The organism is Lysinibacillus louembei, assembly GCF_033880585.1.
Taxonomy (GTDB): Bacteria; Bacillota; Bacilli; order Bacillales_A; family Planococcaceae; genus Metasolibacillus; species Metasolibacillus louembei.
Genome location: NZ_CP137624.1, coordinates 1,853,816 through 1,877,098, shown reverse-complemented (window position 1 = coordinate 1,877,098; position 23,283 = coordinate 1,853,816). Strand labels below are relative to the sequence as shown.

General features: G+C 41.2%; 15 protein-coding genes, 17 tRNA genes, 3 rRNA genes and 1 other annotated feature. Of the genes, 3 read left to right on the top strand and 32 right to left on the bottom strand.

What is annotated here, in order from left to right; all coding sequences use genetic code 11:
* Positions 1 to 57: 57 nt before the first annotated feature.
* The 21 genes from R6U77_RS09285 to R6U77_RS09185 all read right to left on the bottom strand — a co-directional run bounded on the left by R6U77_RS09285 (position 58) and on the right by R6U77_RS09185 (position 8,059).
* Positions 58 to 139: transfer RNA gene (locus tag R6U77_RS09285), tRNA-Leu, on the bottom strand.
* 11 nt (positions 140 to 150) lie between these two features.
* Positions 151 to 225: transfer RNA gene (locus R6U77_RS09280), tRNA-Gly, on the bottom strand.
* Positions 226 to 271: 46 nt separating this feature from the next.
* A tRNA-Cys gene (locus R6U77_RS09275) sits at positions 272 to 345 on the bottom strand.
* Between the two features lie 6 nt (positions 346 to 351).
* Positions 352 to 426: transfer RNA gene (locus R6U77_RS09270), tRNA-Gly, on the bottom strand.
* 3 nt (positions 427 to 429) lie between these two features.
* Positions 430 to 504: transfer RNA gene (locus R6U77_RS09265), tRNA-Gln, on the bottom strand.
* 20 nt (positions 505 to 524) lie between these two features.
* Positions 525 to 600, bottom strand: a tRNA-His gene (locus tag R6U77_RS09260).
* Positions 601 to 628: 28 nt separating this feature from the next.
* Positions 629 to 704, bottom strand: a tRNA-His gene (locus R6U77_RS09255).
* A 28-nt stretch (positions 705 to 732) separates the two neighbouring features.
* A tRNA-Trp gene (locus R6U77_RS09250) sits at positions 733 to 806 on the bottom strand.
* Positions 807 to 822: 16 nt separating this feature from the next.
* A tRNA-Tyr gene (locus R6U77_RS09245) sits at positions 823 to 906 on the bottom strand.
* A gap of 3 nt (positions 907 to 909) precedes the next feature.
* Positions 910 to 985: transfer RNA gene (locus R6U77_RS09240), tRNA-Thr, on the bottom strand.
* Positions 986 to 996: 11 nt separating this feature from the next.
* Positions 997 to 1,072 (bottom strand) — tRNA-Phe (locus R6U77_RS09235).
* Between the two features lie 16 nt (positions 1,073 to 1,088).
* Positions 1,089 to 1,164: transfer RNA gene (locus R6U77_RS09230), tRNA-Asp, on the bottom strand.
* Positions 1,165 to 1,167: 3 nt separating this feature from the next.
* Positions 1,168 to 1,244: transfer RNA gene (locus R6U77_RS09225), tRNA-Met, on the bottom strand.
* 15 nt (positions 1,245 to 1,259) lie between these two features.
* Positions 1,260 to 1,335 (bottom strand) — tRNA-Val (locus tag R6U77_RS09220).
* A gap of 9 nt (positions 1,336 to 1,344) precedes the next feature.
* Positions 1,345 to 1,419: transfer RNA gene (locus tag R6U77_RS09215), tRNA-Glu, on the bottom strand.
* A 20-nt stretch (positions 1,420 to 1,439) separates the two neighbouring features.
* Positions 1,440 to 1,531, bottom strand: a tRNA-Ser gene (locus R6U77_RS09210).
* Between the two features lie 7 nt (positions 1,532 to 1,538).
* Positions 1,539 to 1,613 (bottom strand) — tRNA-Asn (locus tag R6U77_RS09205).
* Positions 1,614 to 1,627: 14 nt separating this feature from the next.
* Positions 1,628 to 1,743 (bottom strand): 5S ribosomal RNA (gene rrf, locus R6U77_RS09200).
* Between the two features lie 108 nt (positions 1,744 to 1,851).
* Positions 1,852 to 4,779 (bottom strand): 23S ribosomal RNA (locus R6U77_RS09195).
* A 341-nt stretch (positions 4,780 to 5,120) separates the two neighbouring features.
* Positions 5,121 to 6,675 (bottom strand): 16S ribosomal RNA (locus tag R6U77_RS09190).
* The 16S, 23S and 5S rRNA genes sit together here with 17 tRNA genes alongside, the layout of an rRNA operon.
* A 481-nt stretch (positions 6,676 to 7,156) precedes the next feature.
* Positions 7,157 to 8,059 carry a nucleotidyltransferase-like protein gene (locus tag R6U77_RS09185; RefSeq protein WP_293927493.1) on the bottom strand — a complete coding sequence of 301 codons (903 nt, stop codon included), beginning with the start codon at positions 8,057 to 8,059 and terminating at the stop codon, positions 7,157 to 7,159.
* Positions 8,060 to 8,198: 139 nt separating this feature from the next.
* Here R6U77_RS09185 and R6U77_RS09180 point away from each other — a divergent pair, with 139 nt between their 5' ends.
* Positions 8,199 to 8,543 carry a YgzB family protein gene (locus tag R6U77_RS09180; RefSeq protein ID WP_293927339.1) on the top strand — a complete coding sequence of 115 codons (345 nt, stop codon included), beginning with the start codon at positions 8,199 to 8,201 and terminating at the stop codon, positions 8,541 to 8,543.
* Positions 8,544 to 8,589: 46 nt separating this feature from the next.
* Here R6U77_RS09180 and R6U77_RS09175 read toward each other — a convergent pair whose 3' ends face one another.
* From R6U77_RS09175 to bcp, 4 genes are all read right to left on the bottom strand, one after another.
* The gene (locus R6U77_RS09175; RefSeq protein WP_319838248.1) at positions 8,590 to 10,161 is read right to left on the bottom strand and encodes a 2-isopropylmalate synthase; all 1,572 of its coding nucleotides are present in this window, start codon (positions 10,159 to 10,161) and stop codon (positions 8,590 to 8,592) included.
* Positions 10,162 to 10,241: 80 nt separating this feature from the next.
* Positions 10,242 to 10,479: a binding site (T-box leader), on the bottom strand.
* Between the two features lie 104 nt (positions 10,480 to 10,583).
* Positions 10,584 to 11,030 carry a peroxide-responsive transcriptional repressor PerR gene (perR, locus tag R6U77_RS09170; RefSeq protein ID WP_293927345.1) on the bottom strand — a complete coding sequence of 149 codons (447 nt, stop codon included), beginning with the start codon at positions 11,028 to 11,030 and terminating at the stop codon, positions 10,584 to 10,586.
* 250 nt (positions 11,031 to 11,280) lie between these two features.
* Positions 11,281 to 12,225 carry a D-2-hydroxyacid dehydrogenase gene (locus tag R6U77_RS09165; protein ID WP_319838247.1) on the bottom strand — a complete coding sequence of 315 codons (945 nt, stop codon included), beginning with the start codon at positions 12,223 to 12,225 and terminating at the stop codon, positions 11,281 to 11,283.
* Complete coding sequence (gene bcp, locus R6U77_RS09160) at positions 12,225 to 12,695, bottom strand: thioredoxin-dependent thiol peroxidase (RefSeq protein ID WP_293927349.1); 471 nt, start codon at positions 12,693 to 12,695, stop codon at positions 12,225 to 12,227. The genes R6U77_RS09165 and bcp overlap by 1 nt, the downstream gene beginning before the upstream one ends.
* Before the next feature lie 118 nt (positions 12,696 to 12,813).
* On the opposite strand from bcp, the gene R6U77_RS09155 reads away from it, so the two are divergent.
* Both R6U77_RS09155 and R6U77_RS09150 read left to right on the top strand, forming a co-directional pair.
* Positions 12,814 to 14,100: a glutamate-1-semialdehyde 2,1-aminomutase gene (locus tag R6U77_RS09155; protein WP_293927351.1), complete on the top strand. Its 1,287-nt coding sequence runs from the start codon at positions 12,814 to 12,816 to the stop codon at positions 14,098 to 14,100.
* A gap of 126 nt (positions 14,101 to 14,226) precedes the next feature.
* The gene (locus tag R6U77_RS09150; RefSeq protein WP_293927354.1) at positions 14,227 to 15,318 is read left to right on the top strand and encodes an FUSC family protein; all 1,092 of its coding nucleotides are present in this window, start codon (positions 14,227 to 14,229) and stop codon (positions 15,316 to 15,318) included.
* A 46-nt stretch (positions 15,319 to 15,364) separates the two neighbouring features.
* On the opposite strand, the gene R6U77_RS09145 is transcribed toward R6U77_RS09150, so the two are convergent.
* The 7 genes from R6U77_RS09145 to R6U77_RS09115 all read right to left on the bottom strand — a co-directional run bounded on the left by R6U77_RS09145 (position 15,365) and on the right by R6U77_RS09115 (position 23,160).
* Positions 15,365 to 16,258, bottom strand: coding sequence for an ABC transporter permease (locus R6U77_RS09145; protein ID WP_293927356.1), 894 nt, complete (start codon positions 16,256 to 16,258; stop codon positions 15,365 to 15,367).
* A gap of 13 nt (positions 16,259 to 16,271) precedes the next feature.
* Complete coding sequence (locus R6U77_RS09140) at positions 16,272 to 17,276, bottom strand: ABC transporter permease (RefSeq protein ID WP_293927358.1); 1,005 nt, start codon at positions 17,274 to 17,276, stop codon at positions 16,272 to 16,274.
* Positions 17,277 to 17,474: 198 nt separating this feature from the next.
* On the bottom strand, positions 17,475 to 19,073 hold the full coding sequence (locus R6U77_RS09135) for an ABC transporter substrate-binding protein (protein ID WP_319838361.1): 1,599 nt from the start codon (positions 19,071 to 19,073) through the stop codon (positions 17,475 to 17,477).
* Positions 19,074 to 19,149: 76 nt separating this feature from the next.
* Complete coding sequence (locus R6U77_RS09130) at positions 19,150 to 20,118, bottom strand: ABC transporter ATP-binding protein (RefSeq protein WP_319838246.1); 969 nt, start codon at positions 20,116 to 20,118, stop codon at positions 19,150 to 19,152.
* Entirely contained in the window at positions 20,093 to 21,136 is a 1,044-nt protein-coding gene (locus R6U77_RS09125) for an ABC transporter ATP-binding protein (RefSeq protein ID WP_319838245.1), read from the bottom strand. The genes R6U77_RS09130 and R6U77_RS09125 overlap by 26 nt, the downstream gene beginning before the upstream one ends.
* A gap of 390 nt (positions 21,137 to 21,526) precedes the next feature.
* Positions 21,527 to 21,862, bottom strand: coding sequence for a hypothetical protein (locus R6U77_RS09120; RefSeq protein ID WP_319838244.1), 336 nt, complete (start codon positions 21,860 to 21,862; stop codon positions 21,527 to 21,529).
* A gap of 35 nt (positions 21,863 to 21,897) precedes the next feature.
* A complete protein-coding gene (locus R6U77_RS09115) occupies positions 21,898 to 23,160 on the bottom strand; it encodes an MFS transporter (protein WP_319838243.1) in 1,263 nt (420 codons plus the stop codon).
* Positions 23,161 to 23,283 lie beyond the last annotated feature (123 nt).

The window sequence follows — 23,283 nt, the reverse complement described above, 5'->3', positions numbered from 1 at the left end:
GCAAAAAAAACACCTCACATGTATTTGTGAAGTGCTTTATATCAATGCTTTAAATTATACCAGTAGTCGGGGTCGAACCGACACTCCCGAAGGAACGCGATTTTGAGTCGCGCGCGTCTGCCAATTCCGCCATACTGGCAAAGGCAAATTTGGAGCGGAAGACGAGGTTCGAACTCGCGACCCCCACCTTGGCAAGGTGGTGTTCTACCACTGAACTACTTCCGCAAACTATTATGTTAAAAGAGAAAAAAATCTCCAATTTTATATAAATTGGAGGCGGCAACCGGATTTGAACCGGTGATAAAGGTGTTGCAGACCTGTGCCTTACCACTTGGCTATGCCGCCTTAAAATGGAGCGGAAGACGAGGTTCGAACTCGCGACCCCCACCTTGGCAAGGTGGTGTTCTACCACTGAACTACTTCCGCAAATGGCTGGGGTACTAGGATTCGAACCTAGGCATGACGGAATCAAAATCCGTTGCCTTACCGCTTGGCTATACCCCAACAACTTATAATTATAAAAATGGGGCGACTGATGGGAATCGAACCCACGAATGCCTGAACCACAATCAGGTGCGTTAACCACTTCGCCACAACCGCCACAATATAAAATTCTTTTAAAATAAAATGGGGCGACTGATGGGAATCGAACCCACGAATGCCTGAACCACAATCAGGTGCGTTAACCACTTCGCCACAATCGCCATAATTAAATTTCGTAACAAAAAAATCTGGCAGGGGCAGTAGGAATCGAACCCACACCAAAGGTTTTGGAGACCTCTATTCTACCGTTGAACTATGCCCCTATTCAGATAAATCAAATGGTGGAGGGGGACGGATTCGAACCGCCGAACCCTAAGGAGCGGATTTACAGTCCGCCGCGTTTAGCCACTTCGCTACCCCTCCAAATGGTGCCGGCGATAGGAGTCGAACCCACGACCTACTGATTACAAGTCAGTTGCTCTACCAACTGAGCTACACCGGCATTAAGGATAATGGTGGGTCAGGACGGAATCGAACCGCCGACACTTAGAGCTTCAATCTAATGCTCTACCAACTGAGCTACTGACCCACTATATTTATTTAAATGGCGGTCCCGACCGGGATCGAACCGGCGATCTCCTGCGTGACAGGCAGGCATGTTAACCGCTACACCACGGGACCTTTTGGTTGCGGGGACAGGATTTGAACCTGTGACCTTCGGGTTATGAGCCCGACGAGCTACCGAACTGCTCCACCCCGCGATAATAATATAATAATGGTGGAGGATGACGGGTTCGAACCGCCGACCCCCTGCTTGTAAGGCAGGTGCTCTCCCAGCTGAGCTAATCCTCCATATTTAAGTGGTGACCCGTACGGGATTCGAACCCGTGTTACCGCCGTGAAAGGGCGGTGTCTTAACCACTTGACCAACGGGCCAATAATAGTTGTTTTAAGGATGGCGGAGAGTAAGGGATTTGAACCCTTGAGACAGTGTTAACCGCCTACACGATTTCCAATCGTGCTCCTTCGACCTCTCGGACAACTCTCCAAGAAGATGGCTCCGAAGGCAGGGCTCGAACCTGCGACCAACCGGTTAACAGCCGGTTGCTCTACCACTGAGCTACTTCGGAATAATTTAAGGTTAGCCTAGCGACGTCCTACTCTCACAGGGGGAAACCCCCAACTACCATCGGCGCTAAAGAGCTTAACTTCCGTGTTCGGTATGGGAACGGGTGTGACCTCTTTGCCATCATCACTAGACTATTTTCAAAGACAAGAATTATTATACCATATTTTCTATTAAAGTCAAGTATGTATTTTCTTGTTCTTTCAAAACTGGATAAACGGTCATTGAAACAAGTTTAGAATGTGGTTAAGTCCTCGATCGATTAGTATTCGTCAGCTCCATGTGTCGCCACACTTCCACCTCGAACCTATCTACCTCATCGTCTTTGAGGGATCTTACTTACTTGCGTAATGGGAAATCTCATCTTGAGGGGGGCTTCATGCTTAGATGCTTTCAGCACTTATCCCGTCCATACATAGCTACCCAGCGATGCCGTTGGCACGACAACTGGTACACCAGCGGTATGTCCATCCCGGTCCTCTCGTACTAAGGACAGCTCCTCTCAAATTTCCTACGCCCACGACGGATAGGGACCGAACTGTCTCACGACGTTCTGAACCCAGCTCGCGTACCGCTTTAATGGGCGAACAGCCCAACCCTTGGGACCGACTACAGCCCCAGGATGCGATGAGCCGACATCGAGGTGCCAAACCTCCCCGTCGATGTGGACTCTTGGGGGAGATAAGCCTGTTATCCCCGGGGTAGCTTTTATCCGTTGAGCGATGGCCCTTCCATGCGGAACCACCGGATCACTAAGCCCGTCTTTCGACCCTGCTCGACTTGTAGGTCTCGCAGTCAAGCTCCCTTGTGCCTTTACACTCTACGAATGATTTCCAACCATTCTGAGGGAACCTTTGGGCGCCTCCGTTACCTTTTAGGAGGCGACCGCCCCAGTCAAACTGTCCGCCTGACACTGTCTCCTGCCCCGCTAAGGGGCATGGGTTAGAATTTCAATACAACCAGGGTAGTATCCCACCGACGCCTCCTTCGAAGCTGGCGCTCCGAGATCTCTGGCTCCTACCTATCCTGTACAAGTTGTACCAAAATTCAATATCAAGCTACAGTAAAGCTCCACGGGGTCTTTCCGTCCTGTCGCGGGTAACCTGCATCTTCACAGGTACTATAATTTCACCGAGTCTCTCGTTGAGACAGTGCCCAGATCGTTACGCCTTTCGTGCGGGTCGGAACTTACCCGACAAGGAATTTCGCTACCTTAGGACCGTTATAGTTACGGCCGCCGTTTACTGGGGCTTCAATTCATAGCTTCGCTTGCGCTAACCACTCCTCTTAACCTTCCAGCACCGGGCAGGCGTCAGCCCCTATACGTCACCTTACGGTTTTGCAGAGACCTGTGTTTTTGCTAAACAGTCGCCTGGGCCTATTCACTGCGGCTCTCATGCGCTTGCACGCTCAAGAGCACCCCTTCTCCCGAAGTTACGGGGTCATTTTGCCGAGTTCCTTAACGAGAGTTCTCTCGCACACCTTAGGATTCTCTCCTCGACTACCTGTGTCGGTTTGCGGTACGGGTACCTCCCACCTCGTTAGAGGCTTTTCTTGGCAGTGTGAGATCAGGAACTTCGTCCATACGGACTCGTCATCACAGCTCAACGTATCAGTGTGCGGATTTGCCTACACACACGCCTTACTGCTTGAACAGAGACAACCAACGCTCTGCTTACCCTACCCTCCTGCGTCCCCCCATTACTCAAACGGTGGGGAGGTAGTACAGGAATATCAACCTGTTGTCCATCGCCTACGCCTGTCGGCCTCGGCTTAGGTCCCGACTAACCCTGAGCGGACGAGCCTTCCTCAGGAAACCTTAGTCATACGGTGGACGGGATTCTCACCCGTCTTTCGCTACTCATACCGGCATTCTCACTTCTAAGCGCTCCACCAGTCCTTCCGATCTGACTTCAACGCACTTAGAACGCTCTCCTACCACTGACATCGTAGATGTCAATCCACAGCTTCGGTGAATCGTTTAGCCCCGATACATTTTCGGCGCAGTGTCACTCGACCAGTGAGCTATTACGCACTCTTTAAATGATGGCTGCTTCTAAGCCAACATCCTGGTTGTCTAAGCAACGCCACATCCTTTTCCACTTAACGATTACTTTGGGACCTTAGCTGGTGGTCTGGGCTGTTTCCCTCTTGACTACGGATCTTATCACTCGCAGTCTGACTCCCGTGCATAAATATCCGGCATTCGGAGTTTGTCTGAATTCGGTAAAGCGAGATGCCCCCCTAGTCCAAACAGTGCTCTACCTCCGGTATTCTCTATCACGAGGCTAGCCCTAAAGCTATTTCGGAGAGAACCAGCTATCTCCAGGTTCGATTGGAATTTCTCCGCTACCCACAGCTCATCCCCGCACTTTTCAACGTGCGTGGGTTCGGGCCTCCAGTAAGTGTTACCTTACCTTCACCCTGGCCATGGGTAGATCACCTGGTTTCGGGTCTACGACAACGTACTCACTCGCCCTATTCAGACTCGCTTTCGCTGCGGCTCCGCTTTCTCAGCTTAACCTTGCACGTTATCGTAACTCGCCGGTTCATTCTACAAAAGGCACGCTATCACCCATTAACGGGCTCTAACTACTTGTAGGCACACGGTTTCAGGATCTCTTTCACTCCCCTTCCGGGGTGCTTTTCACCTTTCCCTCACGGTACTGGTTCACTATCGGTCACTAGGGAGTATTTAGCCTTGGGAGATGGTCCTCCCGGATTCCGACGGAATTTCACGTGTTCCGCCGTACTCAGGATCCACTCTGGAGGGAATGAACTTTCGATTACAGGGCTTTTACCTGCTCTGGCGGACCTTTCCAAGTCGCTTCATCTACTTCATTCCTTTGTAACTCCGTATAGAGTGTCCTACAACCCCAAAGAGCAAGCTCTTTGGTTTGGGCTTTTCCCGTTTCGCTCGCCGCTACTCAGGGAATCGAATTTTCTTTCTCTTCCTGCAGGTACTTAGATGTTTCAGTTCCCTGCGTCTGTCTTCCATACGCTATGAATTCACGTAAGGATACTATGCGATTAAACATAGTGGGTTTCCCCATTCGGAAATCCCCGGATCAAAGCTTACTTACAGCTCCCCGAGGCATATCGGTGTTAGTGCCGTCCTTCATCGACTCCTAGTGCCAAGGCATCCACCGTGCGCCCTTAATAACTTAACCTACAGCTTTCGATCTACATCGCAATACGGCGTCAACTACTTTCGCTCATTCAGTCACGTACAAAGGTACGCTCCTTCATTCTCTCAAGCAGTTTCCTTGTCTTGCTCGTATCTCGAAACCTTCTTGTTTGCTAGTTACAACTTATTTCAGTAAAGAAATAAGATTTCAGAACTTACACGATCAATTACTTGATCTATTTTAAACTTGTTGCTTTCAATGTCATTTTATCCAGTTTTCAAAGAACAATGGTTTGAAGTATTCATCAAAGGATGAACCTTCAAAACTGAACAGCAAGTCGTGAATGGTATCTCCCGTAGGAGATATTCCGAAAATATCCTTAGAAAGGAGGTGATCCAGCCGCACCTTCCGATACGGCTACCTTGTTACGACTTCACCCCAATCATCTATCCCACCTTCGGCGGCTGGCTCCAAAAGGTTACCTCACCGACTTCGGGTGTTACAAACTCTCGTGGTGTGACGGGCGGTGTGTACAAGGCCCGGGAACGTATTCACCGCGGCATGCTGATCCGCGATTACTAGCGATTCCGGCTTCATGTAGGCGAGTTGCAGCCTACAATCCGAACTGAGAACGGTTTTATCGGATTAGCTCCCCCTCGCGGGTTGGCAACCGTTTGTACCGTCCATTGTAGCACGTGTGTAGCCCAGGTCATAAGGGGCATGATGATTTGACGTCATCCCCACCTTCCTCCGGTTTATCACCGGCAGTCACCTTAGAGTGCCCAACTAAATGATGGCAACTAAGATCAAGGGTTGCGCTCGTTGCGGGACTTAACCCAACATCTCACGACACGAGCTGACGACAACCATGCACCACCTGTCACCATTGTCCCCGAAGGGAAAACCATGTCTCCATGGTGGTCAACGGGATGTCAAGACCTGGTAAGGTTCTTCGCGTTGCTTCGAATTAAACCACATGCTCCACCGCTTGTGCGGGCCCCCGTCAATTCCTTTGAGTTTCAGTCTTGCGACCGTACTCCCCAGGCGGAGTGCTTAATGCGTTAGCTGCAGCACTAAGGGGCGGAAACCCCCTAACACTTAGCACTCATCGTTTACGGCGTGGACTACCAGGGTATCTAATCCTGTTTGCTCCCCACGCTTTCGCGCCTCAGCGTCAGTTACAGACCAGAAAGTCGCCTTCGCCACTGGTGTTCCTCCAAATCTCTACGCATTTCACCGCTACACTTGGAATTCCACTTTCCTCTTCTGCACTCAAGTTCCCCAGTTTCCAATGACCCTCCCCGGTTGAGCCGGGGGCTTTCACATCAGACTTAAAGAACCGCCTGCGCGCGCTTTACGCCCAATAATTCCGGACAACGCTTGCCACCTACGTATTACCGCGGCTGCTGGCACGTAGTTAGCCGTGGCTTTCTAATAAGGTACCGTCAAGGTACAGCCAGTTACTACTGTACTTGTTCTTCCCTTACAACAGAGTTTTACGATCCGAAAACCTTCTTCACTCACGCGGCGTTGCTCCATCAGGCTTTCGCCCATTGTGGAAGATTCCCTACTGCTGCCTCCCGTAGGAGTCTGGGCCGTGTCTCAGTCCCAGTGTGGCCGATCACCCTCTCAGGTCGGCTACGCATCGTCGCCTTGGTGAGCCATTACCTCACCAACTAGCTAATGCGCCGCGGGCCCATCCTGTAGCGATAGCAGAACCATCTTTCAACTTTCAAACATGTGTTCAAAAGTATCATTCGGTATTAGCACCGGTTTCCCGGAGTTATCCCCATCTACAAGGTAGGTTGCCCACGTGTTACTCACCCGTCCGCCGCTAGCGTTACTTCGGTGCAAGCACCAAAGTAACGCCCGCTCGACTTGCATGTATTAGGCACGCCGCCAGCGTTCGTCCTGAGCCAGGATCAAACTCTCCATAAAAAGAATTTGAGTTAAGCTCAAATTTGTATCTGCCGCTTTCGCTTTCGATACAGTAAAACATTTGCTGGCATCTTAATGATGTCCAAAATTGTGTTTCATCTATTAAATGAAACGTTTTATTCATTCACGTCTTGCTTGTTCAGTTTTCAAGGTTCATTTCATCACTTCCGTTTGAAGCGACTTCTCTAATTTAACATTTAAGTTTCATACTGTCAACACTTTTTTAAAAGTTTTTTATTTCGTTTGAGTCTTAAATGCGATGTCTTAGCGACATTTAATATAATACAATATTTATTGAAAACAAGTCAACTATTTTTCTAAAAAAATTTCACTTTCATATAAATATTTTTCAAATACAGAATAACTTCCTATATATAGGTTTCTACAAAATATATTTATATTTCTTTTTCAAACATTTAAGCAAGCATCTATAATAGCATGCTTGCCTAAATTAAGCTATTGTTTTAGCGCTTCAAAGCAATCATACTTTCCCTAAATTATATTTGCTTTCTACAAATTGTCGATCAACTACATAATTGCGATGGAACACTGACTCACTTTTCGCCAAGGTTGGCTCAACTAAAATATATTCCTTGTCTACCAAATACTCGACAAACACTTCTAGCTCTGTTGAATATAAGGAAAGCTCTTCTTGCTCATGTAATTGCTGAATTGTCCATGATGGTTGTGTCACCATAATTTCTAAAATATGCTGCGCCGCATCCTGCGTTCTTGAATTAATTAAAAACTCAATTGCTAAAAAGAGTAGCTCTAAGCGTTTTTCTAAGCTTTCATCACTCATTACTAATTCTTCATATAATTTATAAATTGCTGGTTCAATCTTCTTTACTTGCGCCCAAACAGTTACTTCTGGATATAAACCATTATCAATAATCGACAATCGACCTAAATGATGTAATGATTCCACAACATGACTATAAGAATCTAAATAATTTCCGCTTTCAAAAAACTCTTTCCCCTCTAAATAACGACGAATAAGTTTACTAAATTGAATTCCCGTTTTAATTTTACGTCCAAAGAAAGGAAACTCCTGTAACTCTGAACGGAGCTTATATAAAAACTCATTACGATCAAAAATGACCTTCCCGAAAAATAGCCAATCTACTAATCGCTTATGTGAGCCTACAAATAACCATTTTTTCAAGCGTTTCTCCGTTAGTATATGCATTACCATTTTTTTATCGCCATACATATAATGCTTCGTGAAAATAGAGCTATCTTGATCTTTCACAATAATAAGAAGTACAGAATCAAATGTATTTGTAATATTTAATGCATTTTCTTTTTTGTTTATTAAAATAATTCCTAGTGTATCAGGATGGCTCGCACGTTCCTGATAAATTGGACGTAAAATTTGCTCCATCATACTTCCCTCCAAACGATAATTTATTATCTGTTAATGTTCTTTCGACAACAATTATAAGAATCCCTTTCAAATTCACATAATTCTCATTCTAAAATAATTTCATTGTATGTTATAGTAAGTAGGGAGGCAAATTACAATGAAAAAATATCAAAATAAAATAAATAAAATTCGCTCATTTGCATTGGCACTTATCTTTATCGGATTCGTTGTCATGTATGGAGCTATTTTCTTTAGAGAAAATCCAATTTTAGTAATCATTTTTATGACGTTAGGATTAATATGTATTTTCGGTAGCGTTATTGTTTATGGCTGGATTGGCTTATTATCAACCCGCGCTGTACAAGTTGTATGCCCAGGCTGTGGCAAACATACGAAAGTATTAGGTCGTGTAGATATGTGCATGTATTGCAATGAGCCACTAACTTTAGATCCTACATTAGAAGGTAAAGAGTTTGATCAAGCGTATAATAAAAAGAAGTAAAATGAAAAGCCAGCAAGATTTTTTCCTGCTGGCTTTTTACTTTAGATTAATTTGCAATCGGTATAAATTTAGAAACGATAATGCTGTTGATCGCATTAATATATGCGAGTGCACTTGCTTTTAAAATATCTGTGTCAGCAGCCTTTGCAATAAATTTTTCCCCTTCATGCTCTACTGTAATTTTTACTTTCCCTAAAGCTTCTTGCCCGCGCGATACGCTGTTGATATTGTACTCGATTAGTTTAACATTGACGTTTGTAATACTAGCAATAGCCGAATACAGGGCATCAATAGGACCTGAGCCAACAGCACTTGACTTAAATACCTCTTCACCCTTACGTATTTTCACACTAGCTGATGGGAAGCTTGCATTGCTGACGACTTGTAAATCGTCAAAGCTGAAAAATTGCTCGCTGTAATGTGTCGCATTAGCATGATTTGCATTATGCTTTTCATAATAATCTTCAACAATGACATATAAATCGTGATCATACACTTCTTTTTTGGCATCAGCTAGCTTTAAGAAGCCTTCGAAAATGCCTTCAAATTCATCTGCCGAAAGATTTGTAAATCCTAATTTCTCCAGTGCATTTTTCACCGCATGTCGACCAGAACGCGCTGTTAATACTAATTCCATATCTTCTAGCCCTACATCCTCTGGGTGAACAATTTCATAGGCATCACGCGATTTTAATAAGCCATCTTGATGAATACCCGATGAATGGGCGAAAGCATTATCTCCTGTAATCGCCTTATTCACTTGTACATCAAGCCCCATAAAGCTCGATACAAGGCGAGATGTATTCATAATTTCCTTCGTATTAATATTCGTGTGTACATTGTATATGTCTCCACGCGTTTTAATTGCCATAACGACTTCCTCTAGTGCTGCATTTCCTGCACGTTCACCGATTCCATTAATCGTACATTCCACTTTATCAGCCCCATTTTTAATAGCAGCTAACGTATTGGCTGTTGCCATCCCTAAATCATTGTGGCAGTGTACAGATAGCAGTACAGAATCATCTGTATTTTTCATGCGATAGGCAAGTTTGCCAATCATTTCACCCCATTGCTCAGGCTCTGCATAGCCTACCGTATCAGGTACGTTAATCATTGTCGCACCAGCCTTCATAACCGCTTCAATCGTTTTCCATAAATATTCAAAGTCCGAGCGTGATGCATCCTCTGTCGAATATTGCACTTGTGGCAATAATGTTTTTGCATATTTAACGGCATCGATACCGATTTGTAAAATTTGATCTTTAGATTTGCTAAATTTTTTCTCAACATGAATATCCGAAGTACCTAGCACCATATGAATCATTGGATTTTGTGCATATTTTACTGCGTTATAAACAGAATCAATGTCTGCTTTCACAGCGCGCGCTAATGCCGTAATCATAATATCGCTCGTATTTCCAACTCTTTCTGCAACTGCTTTTACCGCATCAAAATCGCCTTGAGAAGAGGCTGGAAAACCAGCTTCAATAATATCAACACCTAATTTTTTTAGCTGTTGGGCAATTTCTACTTTTTCAAATAAATTTAATTTTGCACCTGGTACTTGTTCCCCATCACGTAACGTCGTATCAAACACCCAAATTTTTCTGCTCATTTTCCAACACTCCTTTTTTTATTGTAAAAATTAATGATGCCTCTCGGCTGGATAAAAACAAAAAAACCCGCCTCTAAATTAATAGAGACGAGTTTATGCTCGCGGTACCACTCTAGTTGACTTCTCCATTACGAAAAAGCCCATCTTATCAGCAGCTAACACTGCCTGTCCTGTTAACGGAGGAATCCGATTGCCCTTACTATAAGTTCAGGGAATAGCTCATGGACGAGTTCAAAATGTGTGTCTGCTGATTTTCACCAACCATCAGCTCTCTATAAGTACACTAACATTTTTACTATTTCCAATCGATGCTTAAAATTTATTATTAAATAGCATAGTATATGATTCATTTCTTTTTGTCAATATATTTAGAATATTTTATTTTTTATAAAAAAATGTCCCGAAATTTCGGGACACTTTCTTTATAACGCTTCTTTTGCTTCATTTTCCATACAGCTTGGACATGTACCGTATACTTCTAAACGATGTGAATTTACTGTAAATCCTGTCACATGTGAAGCAAAATGCTCTACTTCATTTAAGCCTGGGTAATGGAAGTCCACGATTTTACCACAAGTTTCACAAATCATATGGTAGTGATCACCTGTCGCAAAATCGAATCTACTTGCTGCATCTCCATAAGTAAGCTCTTTCACAAGTCCTACTTCTCGGAATACACGTAAATTGTTATAAACTGTTGCGACACTCATGTTTGGAAACCTATCTTCAAGCGCTTTATATATATCATCTGCGGTCGGGTGATTCATTGACTGAATTAAATACTCTAAAATCGCATGACGTTGTGGAGTAATCCTTACACCAGTAGCCTTTAACGTGTCTAGCGCAATGTTTAAATGCATTTTAGACATCGCCATGCACCTCTTTTCATACATAATTATTAATTTATAATTGTTATAATTAGTGTAACGAATTCAACTGTATTCTGTCAATAAAGACGTGTGTGAAAAGAATTTTCCACACACGTCTTTGCGCTGAGAATAGTATGACTACCGCAGAAGCATGCATTGTTAGCTAAGAGTTAATATAGTGATACTTTCAACTATTTCTATGCAATATATCTACATTTCTCATTTAATATTCATAAATTCTCAATTAGAGTTAATAGCCTCTCAATAAATCCATTTTATTTTCTAAATCTCGTTCACCGTTTAACCATTTTTTCAAACTTGGTTTAAAAATTTCCAATGCGCGTTCAACATAGCGAGATGAATGGCTAGAAAAATGCGGAGAAACCGTTACATTATCTAGCTTCCATAGCTCACTATTAGCTGGTAATGGCTCTACCTCAAAAACGTCTAAAACCGCATGTCCGATTAACTTATTTTTTAGCGCACGTACTAGCTCGTCTTCCTTCACTACATTGCCTCGACCAAAATTCATGAAAATAGCTGTGTCTTTCATCAACTCAAAATGCTCATATGTCAGTAAATGTTTTGTTTCTTCAGTGCTTGGCAACATGGAAATAACGATATCTGCTTTTGGCAAATGCTCATGCAAATCTTTAATCATATGCGTTTCGCCCATTGATTCAACCGGCTGTCCACTACGATTACAGCCAATTGTATGCACACCAAATGCCTGTAAAATACGACCAATCTCCGCACCAATTGCACCTGGGCCAATAATTAAAGCAGTAGAGCCATTTAACTCTGAAAGGCTCGTCTTTTTATTCCACTCACCCTTCTTCTGCTGCTCATAAATAAAAGGCAAACCGCGCTTCAATGCTAAAATATGGGCTAACACCGATTCTGTCATCGGTCTTTTATGAATGCCACGTACATTTGAAACGGCAATATCACGCTCAGCAATCGCTTGAGCAGGCATTTTTTCTACGCCAGCTGATGCAACGAAAATCCATTGCAATTTATTAGCAAGTGCAATATTTTCCGTTGTTAAATCTTCCCCATATGTAAAGACAATTTCAGCTTCTGCTAATTGCTCTTCACGCAACTTCGCATCAAATACAAAATTTACTTCCGGAAACTCTGCCACTAAAGGCTTTCGCAAATCTTCTCTTGGTTCGAATGTAAAATATACTTGCATTACTCTTCGCCTCCATCTTGTAAATAGGTTAAAACATCCTCAATATGATTTTTCACACGTACTTTGCGCCATTCTTTTGCGATAACCCCTTTTTCATTAATTAAAAAGGTTGAACGCTCTATACCCATAAATTCTCGGCCATACATTTTTTTCAGCACCCACACACCATAAGCCTCTGCTACCGAGTGGTCACTATCTACTAATAATGAAAAAGGTAAATTATACTTTTCAATAAACTTCGTATGCTTTTTCGCATCATCTGCGCTAATACCTAAAATAACTGCATTTAACTTTGAAAAATCAGCATAGGCATCACGGAAATCACAAGCTTCTGTTGTGCAGCCTGGCGTCATATCTTTAGGGTAGAAATATAGCACCACATTCTTTCCTAAAAAATCACTTAATTGCACTGGCTGTCCTTGCTCATTATTCAATGTAAAATTTGGTGCTTGTGTATGTAATAATGTCACTGTTACCACTCCTCTCTCCTCTATCGTACCGAACTATGCGAAACCTTTCAAATTCTTTGGCATGAAATGAAAATTCGGTCTACAATAGAGAGGAATTAAATTATTTGGAGGAACAAACATGAGATACGCAAAATCAGAAGCTTTACATGAAGAAGCATTACAACATATCGTCGGTGGTGTTAACAGCCCATCGCGCTCTTATAAAGCGGTTGGTGGTGGTGCGCCTGTCGCAATGGCATACGGGAAAGGTGCTTATTTTTATGATATTGATGGCAACCGCTATATCGATTATTTAGCAGCATATGGTCCCATCGTTACTGGACATGGCCATCCGCATATCGCAAAAGCAATTGCACATGCAGCTGAGACAGGTGTGCTTTTTGGTACAGCAACAGAGCATGAAGTAACATTTGCCAAAATGCTTAAAGAAGCGATTCCAACATTAGATAAAGTTCGCTTTAACAACTCTGGAACAGAGGCGGTGATGACAACAGTTCGTATTGCTCGTGCTTACACTGGTCGCACAAAAATGATTAAATTTGCTGGCTGTTACCATGGTCATTTTGACCAAGTATTAGTAGCTGCTGGTTCTGGCCCAGCCACATTAGGCTCACCTGACTCTGCTGGTGTACCTGAGAGCGTCGCAACAGAGGTCATTACAGTACCATTCAATGATCCAGAGGCATTTAAACATGCAATGGAGCGTTGGGGTGAGCAAATAGCAGGTATTTTAATCGAGCCGATTGTTGGCAATTTCGGTATCGTTGAGCCAAAGCCAGGCTTTTTAGAGCTTGTACATGAAATGGCTAAAGAATATGGGGCGTTAACAATTCATGATGAAATTATTACAGCATTCCGCTTCCATTATGGGGCTGCACATACGATGCTTGGTTTGACACCTGATTTAGTAGCACTTGGCAAAGTAATTGGGGGTGGTCTTCCAATCGGTGCATATGGCGGAAAAAAGGAAATTATGGAAACAGTCGCACCATTAGGACCAGCTTATCAAGCAGGTACAATGGCTGGAAATCCTGCCTCTATGCAGGCAGGTATCGCATGTTTAGAAGTACTGAAGCAACCGGGGATTTATGAGGAAATGGATCGACTTGGTGCTATTTTAGAAAAGGGTATTTTAGAAGCTGCCAAGAAGCATGACATAACGATTACGGTAAATCGCCTAAAAGGTGCATTAACTATTTACTTTACAGATGAAAAGGTAGTAAATTATGAGCAAGCAGAAAAAGCTGATGGTGAAATTTTCGGTCGCTTCTTCAAGCTTATGCTTTCACAAGGTATCAATTTAGCTCCTTCTAAGTATGAGGCTTGGTTCTTAACGACTGAGCATACAGAGGATGATATTATAGAAACACTCGCAGCAGTTGATTATGCCTTTTCACAGCTATAAAGTGGAGCTCTAATCAATAACAATTCTGTTTCCTTACTCGTCAAGCTTAACAAGTGAAAGAATGCGATTCTTTCATCTTTTAGAGGCTAATTGGGCTTTAACTAAATGAAAAGGGGGAGCCCTAGTATGAAATTCGGTGCTCGCATTTTAAAAACAGGTGTGGCAATTGTTTTTGCTCTATTTTTAGCTGAATTATGTAATCTACCATCACCTGTATTCGCTGGAATTGCTGCTATTTTTGCCATTCAGCCATCTATTTATCGCTCATATTTAACCATTTTAGAGCAAGTGCAAGGAAACTTAATTGGTGCGGTTGTAGCGGTTGTATTCGGTCTATTATTTGGTCATCAGCTAGTAGCAATCGGCATCGCTGCAATACTTGTGATCGGGATTATGATGAAGTTTAAGTTGGAAAAATCCTTAACGCTAGCACTCGTAACAGTTGTTGCGATTATGGAGTTTCAAGGAGATGACTTTTTAACCTTTGCGCTTATTCGTTTTACAACGGTCATGGTCGGCGTGTTCGCGGCGTTTATTGTCAATCTGGTTTTCTTACCACCTCGCTACGAAATTAAGCTATTTACAAGCATTGATTCTACGCAGGATGATATTATTCGCTGGGCACGTCTTGCCGTTCGTCAAGCAAGTGAGCATACATCAACAAAAACGGCTTTAACTAAGTTAAAATCACGACTTTCTCAAATTGAAGTGCTGTATGAGCTATATAAAGAAGAACGTCGCTATATTAAAAATCAAAAATATGTGAAAGCAAGAAAGCTTGTAATTTATCGTCAAATGATTACCGTATCTCAAAAAAGTTTAGAGCTGTTGCAGCGTCTGCACAAGCATGAAAATGAATTATCACATTTACCATCCTCTATTCTTATGTTAATTCAAGAGCGCATCGATTTATTGTTAACATACCATGAACAGCTTCTCTTGAAATTTACGGGTAAACTACGGGCAGACCATTCTTCATGGGTGCGACATGAGGAGCATCTACAGCGCACGGAAGTAATGGATTTATTTATTAAACAAATTACAATCGCCAAGGAAACAGAGGGTGAAGAAGAGTTTTCAAGCTATCATTTGCTTTATATTTTATCGCGTATTTTAGATTATGAGGAAAACTTAGAGCATTTAGATAGATTAATTATGGCTTATCGAAACTACCATAGCGAAGAGGCAAATATTGATTTAGAGACCGATTTTTATTAATGAAGAAGGCGGGTGGAAAAGGAGTTCCTTTTCCACCCGCCTTCTTTTAATTTTTCATCTTCGGATCAAGCGCATCTCGCAAGCCATCACCCATTAAATTAAAGCCGACAACCGTCAGCATAATCGCAAGACCAGGAAATATCATTGCCCATGGTGCATTCAATAAGAAAATCCGTGCATCTGCAAGCATTTTTCCCCATTCAGGCTGTGGTGCTTCAGCGCCTAACCCTAAAAAGCCTAATGCTGCTGCTTCAATAATCGCTGTTGCAATTGCTAAAGTTCCTTGTACGATAACAGGCGTCATAGAATTGGGCAAAATATGCCGCCATAAAATACGTGCATTTTTCATACCGACAGCTTTCGCTGCATGAATATATTCCTCTTCTTTAATTGATAATACTCGCGAACGAATTAAACGCCCAAAGTTAGGTATATTAATAATAGCAATGGCAATTAATGCATTGCGTAAAGATGGACCTAAAATCGATACAACTGCAATGGCTAATAAAATGCTAGGGAATGCTAGCATAATATCAAAAATACGTGAAATAATTGTATCAATCCATCTGCCATAGTAACCTGCAATAATTCCTAAAAAGCTCCCTGCTGTTGCAGATAAAATAACCGCAAAGAATCCAACTGTTAAAGAAATACGTGCACCATGCAAAATACGTGAAAAAATATCTCTACCTAAATCGTCCGTGCCAAACCAAAATTCAGATGATGGTGGCAATAAACGTTGCGATAAATTTTGATCGTTAATGCCCTGTGGCGCAAATATTGGACCTATAATGGCTAGAAGGATGAAAAATATGACAATAGCTGTTCCAATTAGCGCTGATTTATTTTTACGAAAGCTGCGCCATGCCTCTTTCCAAGGTCCAGCAACTTTGTCTTGCTGAGCCATATTCACATTTGGTTTTGTTGCAATTTCAGACATATTTTCCCCTCCTCTAGTTGTATTTGATCCTTGAATCAATGACAGTGTATAAAATATCAACAATCAAATTAATCATGATGAATAAAAAGGCTACGATTAAAATACCGGACTGAATGACTGGATAGTCACGATAACCTATTGCCTCATATATATAGCGACCAATGCCTGGCCAGCTAAAAATGGTTTCCGTTAAAATAGCTCCACCTAATAGCATCCCCATCTGTAAACCAACGATTGTTAATACAGGAATTAATGCATTTTTCAGCGCATGCTTATAAATAACAACAAACATTTTTTGCCCTTTTGAGCGTGCTGTACGCACATAATCTGAGCGCATTACTTCCAACATTGAAGCTCTTGTCATACGTGCAATAATCGCTGTTGGAATTGTAGCTAGTGCAAGTCCAGGTAAAATTAAATGCTTTATCGTCACAATAAATTGATCAAAACGCCCTTGCATTAACGTATCAATTAAATATAAATGCGTAATTGCCGTTACAGGATCCCGCACCTCTTCACGACCGGATGTTGGTAACCAACCTAAATTCACACTAAAAATCCATTGTTCCATTAAACCTAGCCAAAAAATCGGCATAGATACGCCAATTAGTGCGATAACCATCGCAATATAATCGAACCATGAATTTTGAAACCATGCTGAAATAATACCTGCATTCATTCCAACAATAACAGCAATAATCATCGCAAAAATAGCTAGTTCAAATGTTGCAGCTAAATAAGGCCATACTTCTGTTACAATTGCCTGTCTCGTTCGTAAAGATTCACCTAAATCCCCTGTAAAGATGCCTTTTAAATAATCGAAGTATTGTATGTACCAAGGATTATTTAAGCCGAGCTTATCACGTAATGCAGCAATTGCTTCAGCTGTTGCTTGCTGTCCTAAAATTACTTGTGCTGGATCTCCTGGAATTGCTCGAATAATTAAAAATACAATAAATGTCATCCCAAGTAACACTGGTATTAAATGTAACAAACGTTTGCCAATATAGTGAAGCATGATTCTTCACCTCTCCATAAAATCTTGTTGTTAGTAGCAGTGTTGAAAAAGTAGACGAATACACCACTTTTCAAACACTAAGTTGTCATTGCGTCAAAATGGTTATATTCTCAAAAATACTAAATCTATCTACTTCATATAGAAGATTGGGCTATCAGGAAAGGTAAGACCTTTTCGATAGCCCTATTCTACTAATTTCTATTCAATTGATACATTTAATAATTTGTCAGAGCCTGTTGGATGCGCTTTAAAGCCTTTCACTTCTGCCTTTGCACCAAGCAATGGTGTTGAGTGCGCTAAAGGAACCCATGGTGCTTCTTCATGAATGATTACTTGTGCTTGCTTGTAAAGCTCGTTACGTACATTTTCATCAGTTTCAGACTGTGCTTGAATTAACAATTTATGCATTTCATCATTTTTGAAGTACGTGTAGTTGTTGCTGCCAATATTGTCTTCATCTAATAAAGTATAGATAAAGTTGTCAGCGTCACCATTATCACCTGTCCAACCTAGCATAAATGCATCTGCTTCACCGTTTTTCGCTTTATCTAAATACGTTGCCCATTCATATGTGACAATTTTCGCTGGCATGCCTACATCCTCAAGATTTTTTTGGATAACTTCTGCTACTTTTGCACCGTCCGGCATATATGGACGTGGTACAGGCATTGCCCAAAGCTCGATTGGTGCACCATCATAGCCCGCTTCAGCTAATAAAGCTTTTGCTTTTTCTGGATCATATGGGTATGCTTCGATATCATCATTGTAACCGCTAATTGAAGGTGGCATTGGATTTTTCGCTACTTCAGCACGCCCTTCAAAGAATGCATCCACAATTGCTTGTTTATCTATTGCATAGTTTACCGCTTGACGTACTAATTTATTATCGAATGGTTTACGTGTGCTCGTTAAACCTAAGTAACCAATATTCATAGATGGTCGCTCAATTAACTGTAAAGCTGCGTTTGATTCAATCGTTGCGCCATCAGATGGATTAATACCATCAGCTAAATCAATATTACCTGCTACTAAATCATTTAAGCGTGCTGAGTTATCTGGAATTGAACGGAAAATAACTTTATCAAGTTTTGGTAGCCCCTCTTGCCAGTAATCAGCAAACTTTTCAATTGTAATTGAATCATTGCGCTTCCAATCGACAAATTTAAATGGACCTGTTCCTACTGGTTCGTCTCCAAACTTATCACCTGCTGCTTCAAATGCAGTTGGAGATGCAATACCGAACGGACTCATCGCAAGATTTTTTAAGAATGGTGCTTGCTGACGGGATAATGTGAAAACAACTGTATAATCACCTTCAGCCTTTACATCTGCAATAATATCTTGCCCTTCAGCTTTGAACATTGAGTTGAAGTAATAGAAATCGTCCTCCTTACCACCTTTCCAGCGGTTGACGTTTTTCACTACTGCCTCTGCATTGAAGTCCGTGCCATCGTGGAATTTAACGCCTTCCTGTAATTGGAATGTGTAGGTTAAACCATCTTCACTAATGCTCCATTCTTTTGCTAAACCAGGGTGAATTGTTGTATCATCCTCACCAAAGTTTAATAATGTCTCAAAAAGATTTTGTGTTACTTTAAATGATTCACCATCTGTTACGATTCCGGGATCTAAAGATACGGAATCGCCGCCACGACCAAATACTAAAATTTGAGGCTTTGACGAAGCTTCCTCTTTACCGCCATCATCTGTACTATCTGTACTTGGTGTAGAACTATTACCTTCATTCTCTTTATCAGTACCACATGCTACTAAAAAGATGGAAAGTGCCAATAACATAAAACCGAGTAGCCAAAATTTCTTTTTCAAATGAACCCCTCCTAAATGTTATATATCTATATATCATCGCTACCTATCATTCATACAAATGACAGGCAACAGAATGACCTGTTTTAGCTTCCTTAAACTGTGGAACCTGCTGCTTACAAATATCCATCGCCATTGGGCAACGCGTATGAAAAGCACAGCCAGTTGGCGGATTTGAAGGGCTTGGAATATCCCCTGTTAAAATAACTTGCTCACGCTCATAATTAGGGTCTGGAATTGGCACAGCAGATAATAGTGCTTGCGAATAGGGGTGCAATGGCTCTGCATATAAATCCTCACTATTTGCGAGCTCTACCATTCTCCCAAGGTACATCACACCGACGCGATCGCTAATATGACGAACAACGCCTAAATCATGTGCAATAAAAATATATGTCAGTTTTAAATCTTCTTGCAGCTTTTGCATTAAATTTAAAACTTGTGCCTGAATCGATACATCCAGCGCTGATACGGGCTCATCCGCAATAATCAGCTTCGGATTTGTCATTAAGGCTCTTGCAATACCGATACGCTGACGTTGACCACCGCTAAATTGATGTGGATAACGCTTTGCATGATAGGCGCTTAAACCAACTACTTCTAAGTATTCAATCACTTTGCGTCGCCGCTCCTCAGCTGTGCCAATACCATGCACAATTAACGGCTCCTCCAAAATTTTTTCTATTGTGTGACGTGGGTTTAACGACGCATATGGGTCTTGAAACACCATTTGAATATCGCGTCTCGCCTTGCGCATTTCCTCGTTTGATAATGAAGTCAATTCAACACCATCAAATGTAATTTTTCCACTTGTCGGCTCATGTAGGCGCATAATGACACGCCCTGTTGTTGACTTTCCACAACCGGACTCTCCTACAATTCCTAATGTTTCTCCCTCGTATACTTCAAATGATATGTCGTTGACTGCTTTTACATCCCCTACTTTGCGAGCTAGCATTCCTGCTCGAATCGGAAAATACTTCGTTAAATTCTCAACTTTCAACAGTACGTTCGCCATCAACCTGTCCTCCTATCTCCACATGAAACGCTCCTTCAGCAGTTGCATCTAGTAAAAAGCAGCGTGCTGTATGCACCTCTGATTTGCTATAAAGCGTTGGGTTTTCCATGTGACAACGTTCGAATGCATACTCACAGCGTGGTGCAAAACGGCAGCCTTGTTGAATGGAGCCAGGCTTTGGTACATTGCCTGGAATGGAATAAAGTGCATCCTTTTTATAACGCATATCGGGTACTGATTGAATTAGCCCTTTTGTATATGGATGCTGCGGATTTTCAAAAATTTCTTGGACAGGTGCTTGCTCTACAATTTGTCCAGCGTACATCACAATAACGCGCTCGCATGTTTCAGCGACAACGCCTAAATCGTGTGTAATTAACAAAACAGCTGTTTGTAATCTTGTATTTAATTCTTTCATCAACTTTAAAATTTGCGCTTGGATTGTTACGTCTAATGCCGTTGTTGGCTCGTCTGCTATCAATACCTTCGGATCGCAAACAAGTGCCATCGCGATCATTACCCTTTGTCTCATCCCGCCAGATAATTGATGGGGATACTCCTTGAGCAATTCCTCTGCGCGTGGTAAGCCTACTAGCTTCATCATTTCAACTGCACGTTCCTGTACTTGCTTTTTTGTCCATTTTTTATGATGAATACGTATTGCTTCTGTCATTTGATTGCCAATTGTAAATAATGGATTTAAAGAGGTCATTGGCTCCTGAAATATCATTGCGACATCCTTCCCTCTAATCCGCCGCATTTCTCTTTCAGAAAGAGTAGCTAAGTTTTTGCCATCCAATAAAATTTCACCATTCGTAATTTTCCCTGGTGGACTTGGCACTAGCCCCATAATTGATAGTGATGTAACGCTTTTGCCACAGCCAGACTCTCCTACGATAGCTAGAATTTCACCTTCCTCTACAGAAAAGCTAATATGGTCAACAGCAGCAATTCTCCCATCGTCAGTAAAGAAGCTTGTTTCTAAATCTCTCACTTCAAGAATTTGTTTTCGGCTCATCTAGCTGCCCCCTCGTTGTCAAAATAAAACTGTTACCAATCGTTTCGAAACCGCATTCATTATTTTGAATAGTTTGTTAATTTATAATATATTCGATTTTACATTCCTTGTACAGAAAATTCTGTAATTATTATTCTACAAAAAAATCCGAAATCACTTTTAAGATTTCGAATTTCACATCCTAACTATAATAGCCTTGCTATTCTATGAGTATTTTATTTTATATAAATGTTTTGAATAGAAGGCTACTTTATTAAAATAATAATAACGATTATTAAAAATAAATTTCGGATTAATAAATATTCACCTTGAATTAAGAAAAATAGCAGTGTAAAATCATTTGTCAAAATTATAGGGAGGGAATTTTAATTGCTGTACTTTTATAACAATCTACTTCTTATATTCTCCATTTCGATATGCAATCCTGTATCGAGAGCCCTCCTCAATGGCTATGGATACATCTGTACTATCACCCTCCACTTCATAATATTTAGTACCTTCTTCAAGCTTATTCGAAAAGTTCCCAGAATAAATACCTTCTGAGTCAGAAAATTTAGTGACTTCACCTATTACACCACCTATATTCTCTGTATATTCATCGCTTACCACATACATAAAGTCATTCCAAACAACAAAATTATAAGCCCAATCAGGAGAAGAGGTAGAGCAGCTTGCTACCCATACACAGGCAGCACAAATATTAATTAAGATTTTTAGTTTGCTCAAAGCAACTCCTCCCTTATTAATTAATACGTATGCTTTCATACATTGCTTAACTCTGGATGAGCTTTGTGAATATAGGATGGTTTTATTAAAATAATAATAACACTTATTAACAATAAACTAGAAATAATAAATATCCATTGAGCGGGGAATACATCATAAAGATAGCCATACACAACACTTCCAAGTGGCATCAATGCCATTGACATTGTTTCAGTTAACGAAAAAATACGCCCCTTAAACTCATCATCCACAGCTTTTTGTAGCATCACCTGTAACGGTATATTGACTAAAAGCTCTAATAGTCCAATCGCAAACATTAGCACCATATAGTAGATAACAACGCTTATATAAGAAATTTCAAAAAACAACGGAAGTGTAACCCCCATCATCGTTATTCCCATGCCTATCATACAACGTTTTGCTACTAAAACAGGGAACTTCACTGCTCTTTTCGGTGCTGATAGCCAAATGGACATCAACAGCATCCCAATAGCATATGCTGCCTCTGTCAAACCAAAATGCTGTGTTTGCATTTGCAAAATTTCAATAAGTGTATAAGAGTAACCTATGTTAAAGGCACCAAATAAAAAATTATTCACAAAGACAACCCAAAGCATTGGTAAAATCAGTGGCTGTGATTTTAAATAAATAACCCCCATTCTCATGCTTTGCCATATTGATTCTTTCAAATGCTCTTCTGTTTTTGCTGCAAATAAATGAAAATCCATCGTTGCATTTAGCGCTACTGCCAGCGTTGTTGTTCCAATATAAACAGTTAAAAATACAGCCATTGATATATAGCCGTACAGTATACCTGCAATGACCGGGCTAGCGATTGAAGATAAGGAAATGGCAATTTGATTAAAGGACATCGCTCTTTGGACGTTTTCTGCATTGAAAAGCTTTGTAATAGAGGCGCTCAATGCGATGCTTAAAAATTGAGAAGCAATAGATGTAATAATCGTCGTTATGTATATTGCTAAGGGAGATAATCCTACTACTAAACTAACGCTCAACAATCCACTAATCGCTATTATAATTGTTATTTGTCCTGTAAGTACAATCGCTTTTCTTGAGCAATTATCCGCCATATACCCTGCAAATGGTGCTACAAGTGCGCGTGGAACTATACTGCAAATCAAGCTTAATGCAAAGCTTGTAGCAGAGCCTGTTTGCTGTAAAATATACAAGCTCACTGCAAAGGCATAAACAAGTGCACCAAATGACGAGATAAGCTTACTTATTGGAAACGCCCATAAATGATACTTTTCTTTTTTTAATCTTGCTATATTTTTCATAAAAACACCTCACCAATAAATTGATTGATTAATCAATCTTTATTTTATTTTAAAAAATTGGAAATGTCTAGCTTTAAATAATTTTATTTCCTACCCTTCATTGGTAAAAAGACGCTTAGAGTA

What these genes read in the sequence shown, in the direction of transcription:
- R6U77_RS09140 (WP_293927358.1), bottom strand. Translation starts at nt 17,276, where the DNA reads ATGCTTCACTATATTGGCAAACGTTTGTTACATTTAATACCAGTGTTA.
- R6U77_RS09150 (WP_293927354.1), top strand. Translation starts at nt 14,227, where the DNA reads ATGAAATTCGGTGCTCGCATTTTAAAAACAGGTGTGGCAATTGTTTTT.
- R6U77_RS09145 (WP_293927356.1), bottom strand. Translation starts at nt 16,258, where the DNA reads ATGTCTGAAATTGCAACAAAACCAAATGTGAATATGGCTCAGCAAGAC.
- R6U77_RS09180 (WP_293927339.1), top strand. Translation starts at nt 8,199, where the DNA reads ATGAAAAAATATCAAAATAAAATAAATAAAATTCGCTCATTTGCATTG.
- R6U77_RS09130 (WP_319838246.1), bottom strand. Translation starts at nt 20,118, where the DNA reads ATGGCGAACGTACTGTTGAAAGTTGAGAATTTAACGAAGTATTTTCCG.
- R6U77_RS09165 (WP_319838247.1), bottom strand. Translation starts at nt 12,225, where the DNA reads ATGCAAGTATATTTTACATTCGAACCAAGAGAAGATTTGCGAAAGCCT.
- R6U77_RS09185 (WP_293927493.1), bottom strand. Translation starts at nt 8,059, where the DNA reads ATGGAGCAAATTTTACGTCCAATTTATCAGGAACGTGCGAGCCATCCT.
- R6U77_RS09135 (WP_319838361.1), bottom strand. Translation starts at nt 19,073, where the DNA reads ATGTTATTGGCACTTTCCATCTTTTTAGTAGCATGTGGTACTGATAAA.
- R6U77_RS09125 (WP_319838245.1), bottom strand. Translation starts at nt 21,136, where the DNA reads ATGAGCCGAAAACAAATTCTTGAAGTGAGAGATTTAGAAACAAGCTTC.
- R6U77_RS09155 (WP_293927351.1), top strand. Translation starts at nt 12,814, where the DNA reads ATGAGATACGCAAAATCAGAAGCTTTACATGAAGAAGCATTACAACAT.
- perR (WP_293927345.1), bottom strand. Translation starts at nt 11,030, where the DNA reads ATGTCTAAAATGCATTTAAACATTGCGCTAGACACGTTAAAGGCTACT.
- R6U77_RS09115 (WP_319838243.1), bottom strand. Translation starts at nt 23,160, where the DNA reads ATGAAAAATATAGCAAGATTAAAAAAAGAAAAGTATCATTTATGGGCG.
- R6U77_RS09175 (WP_319838248.1), bottom strand. Translation starts at nt 10,161, where the DNA reads ATGAGCAGAAAAATTTGGGTGTTTGATACGACGTTACGTGATGGGGAA.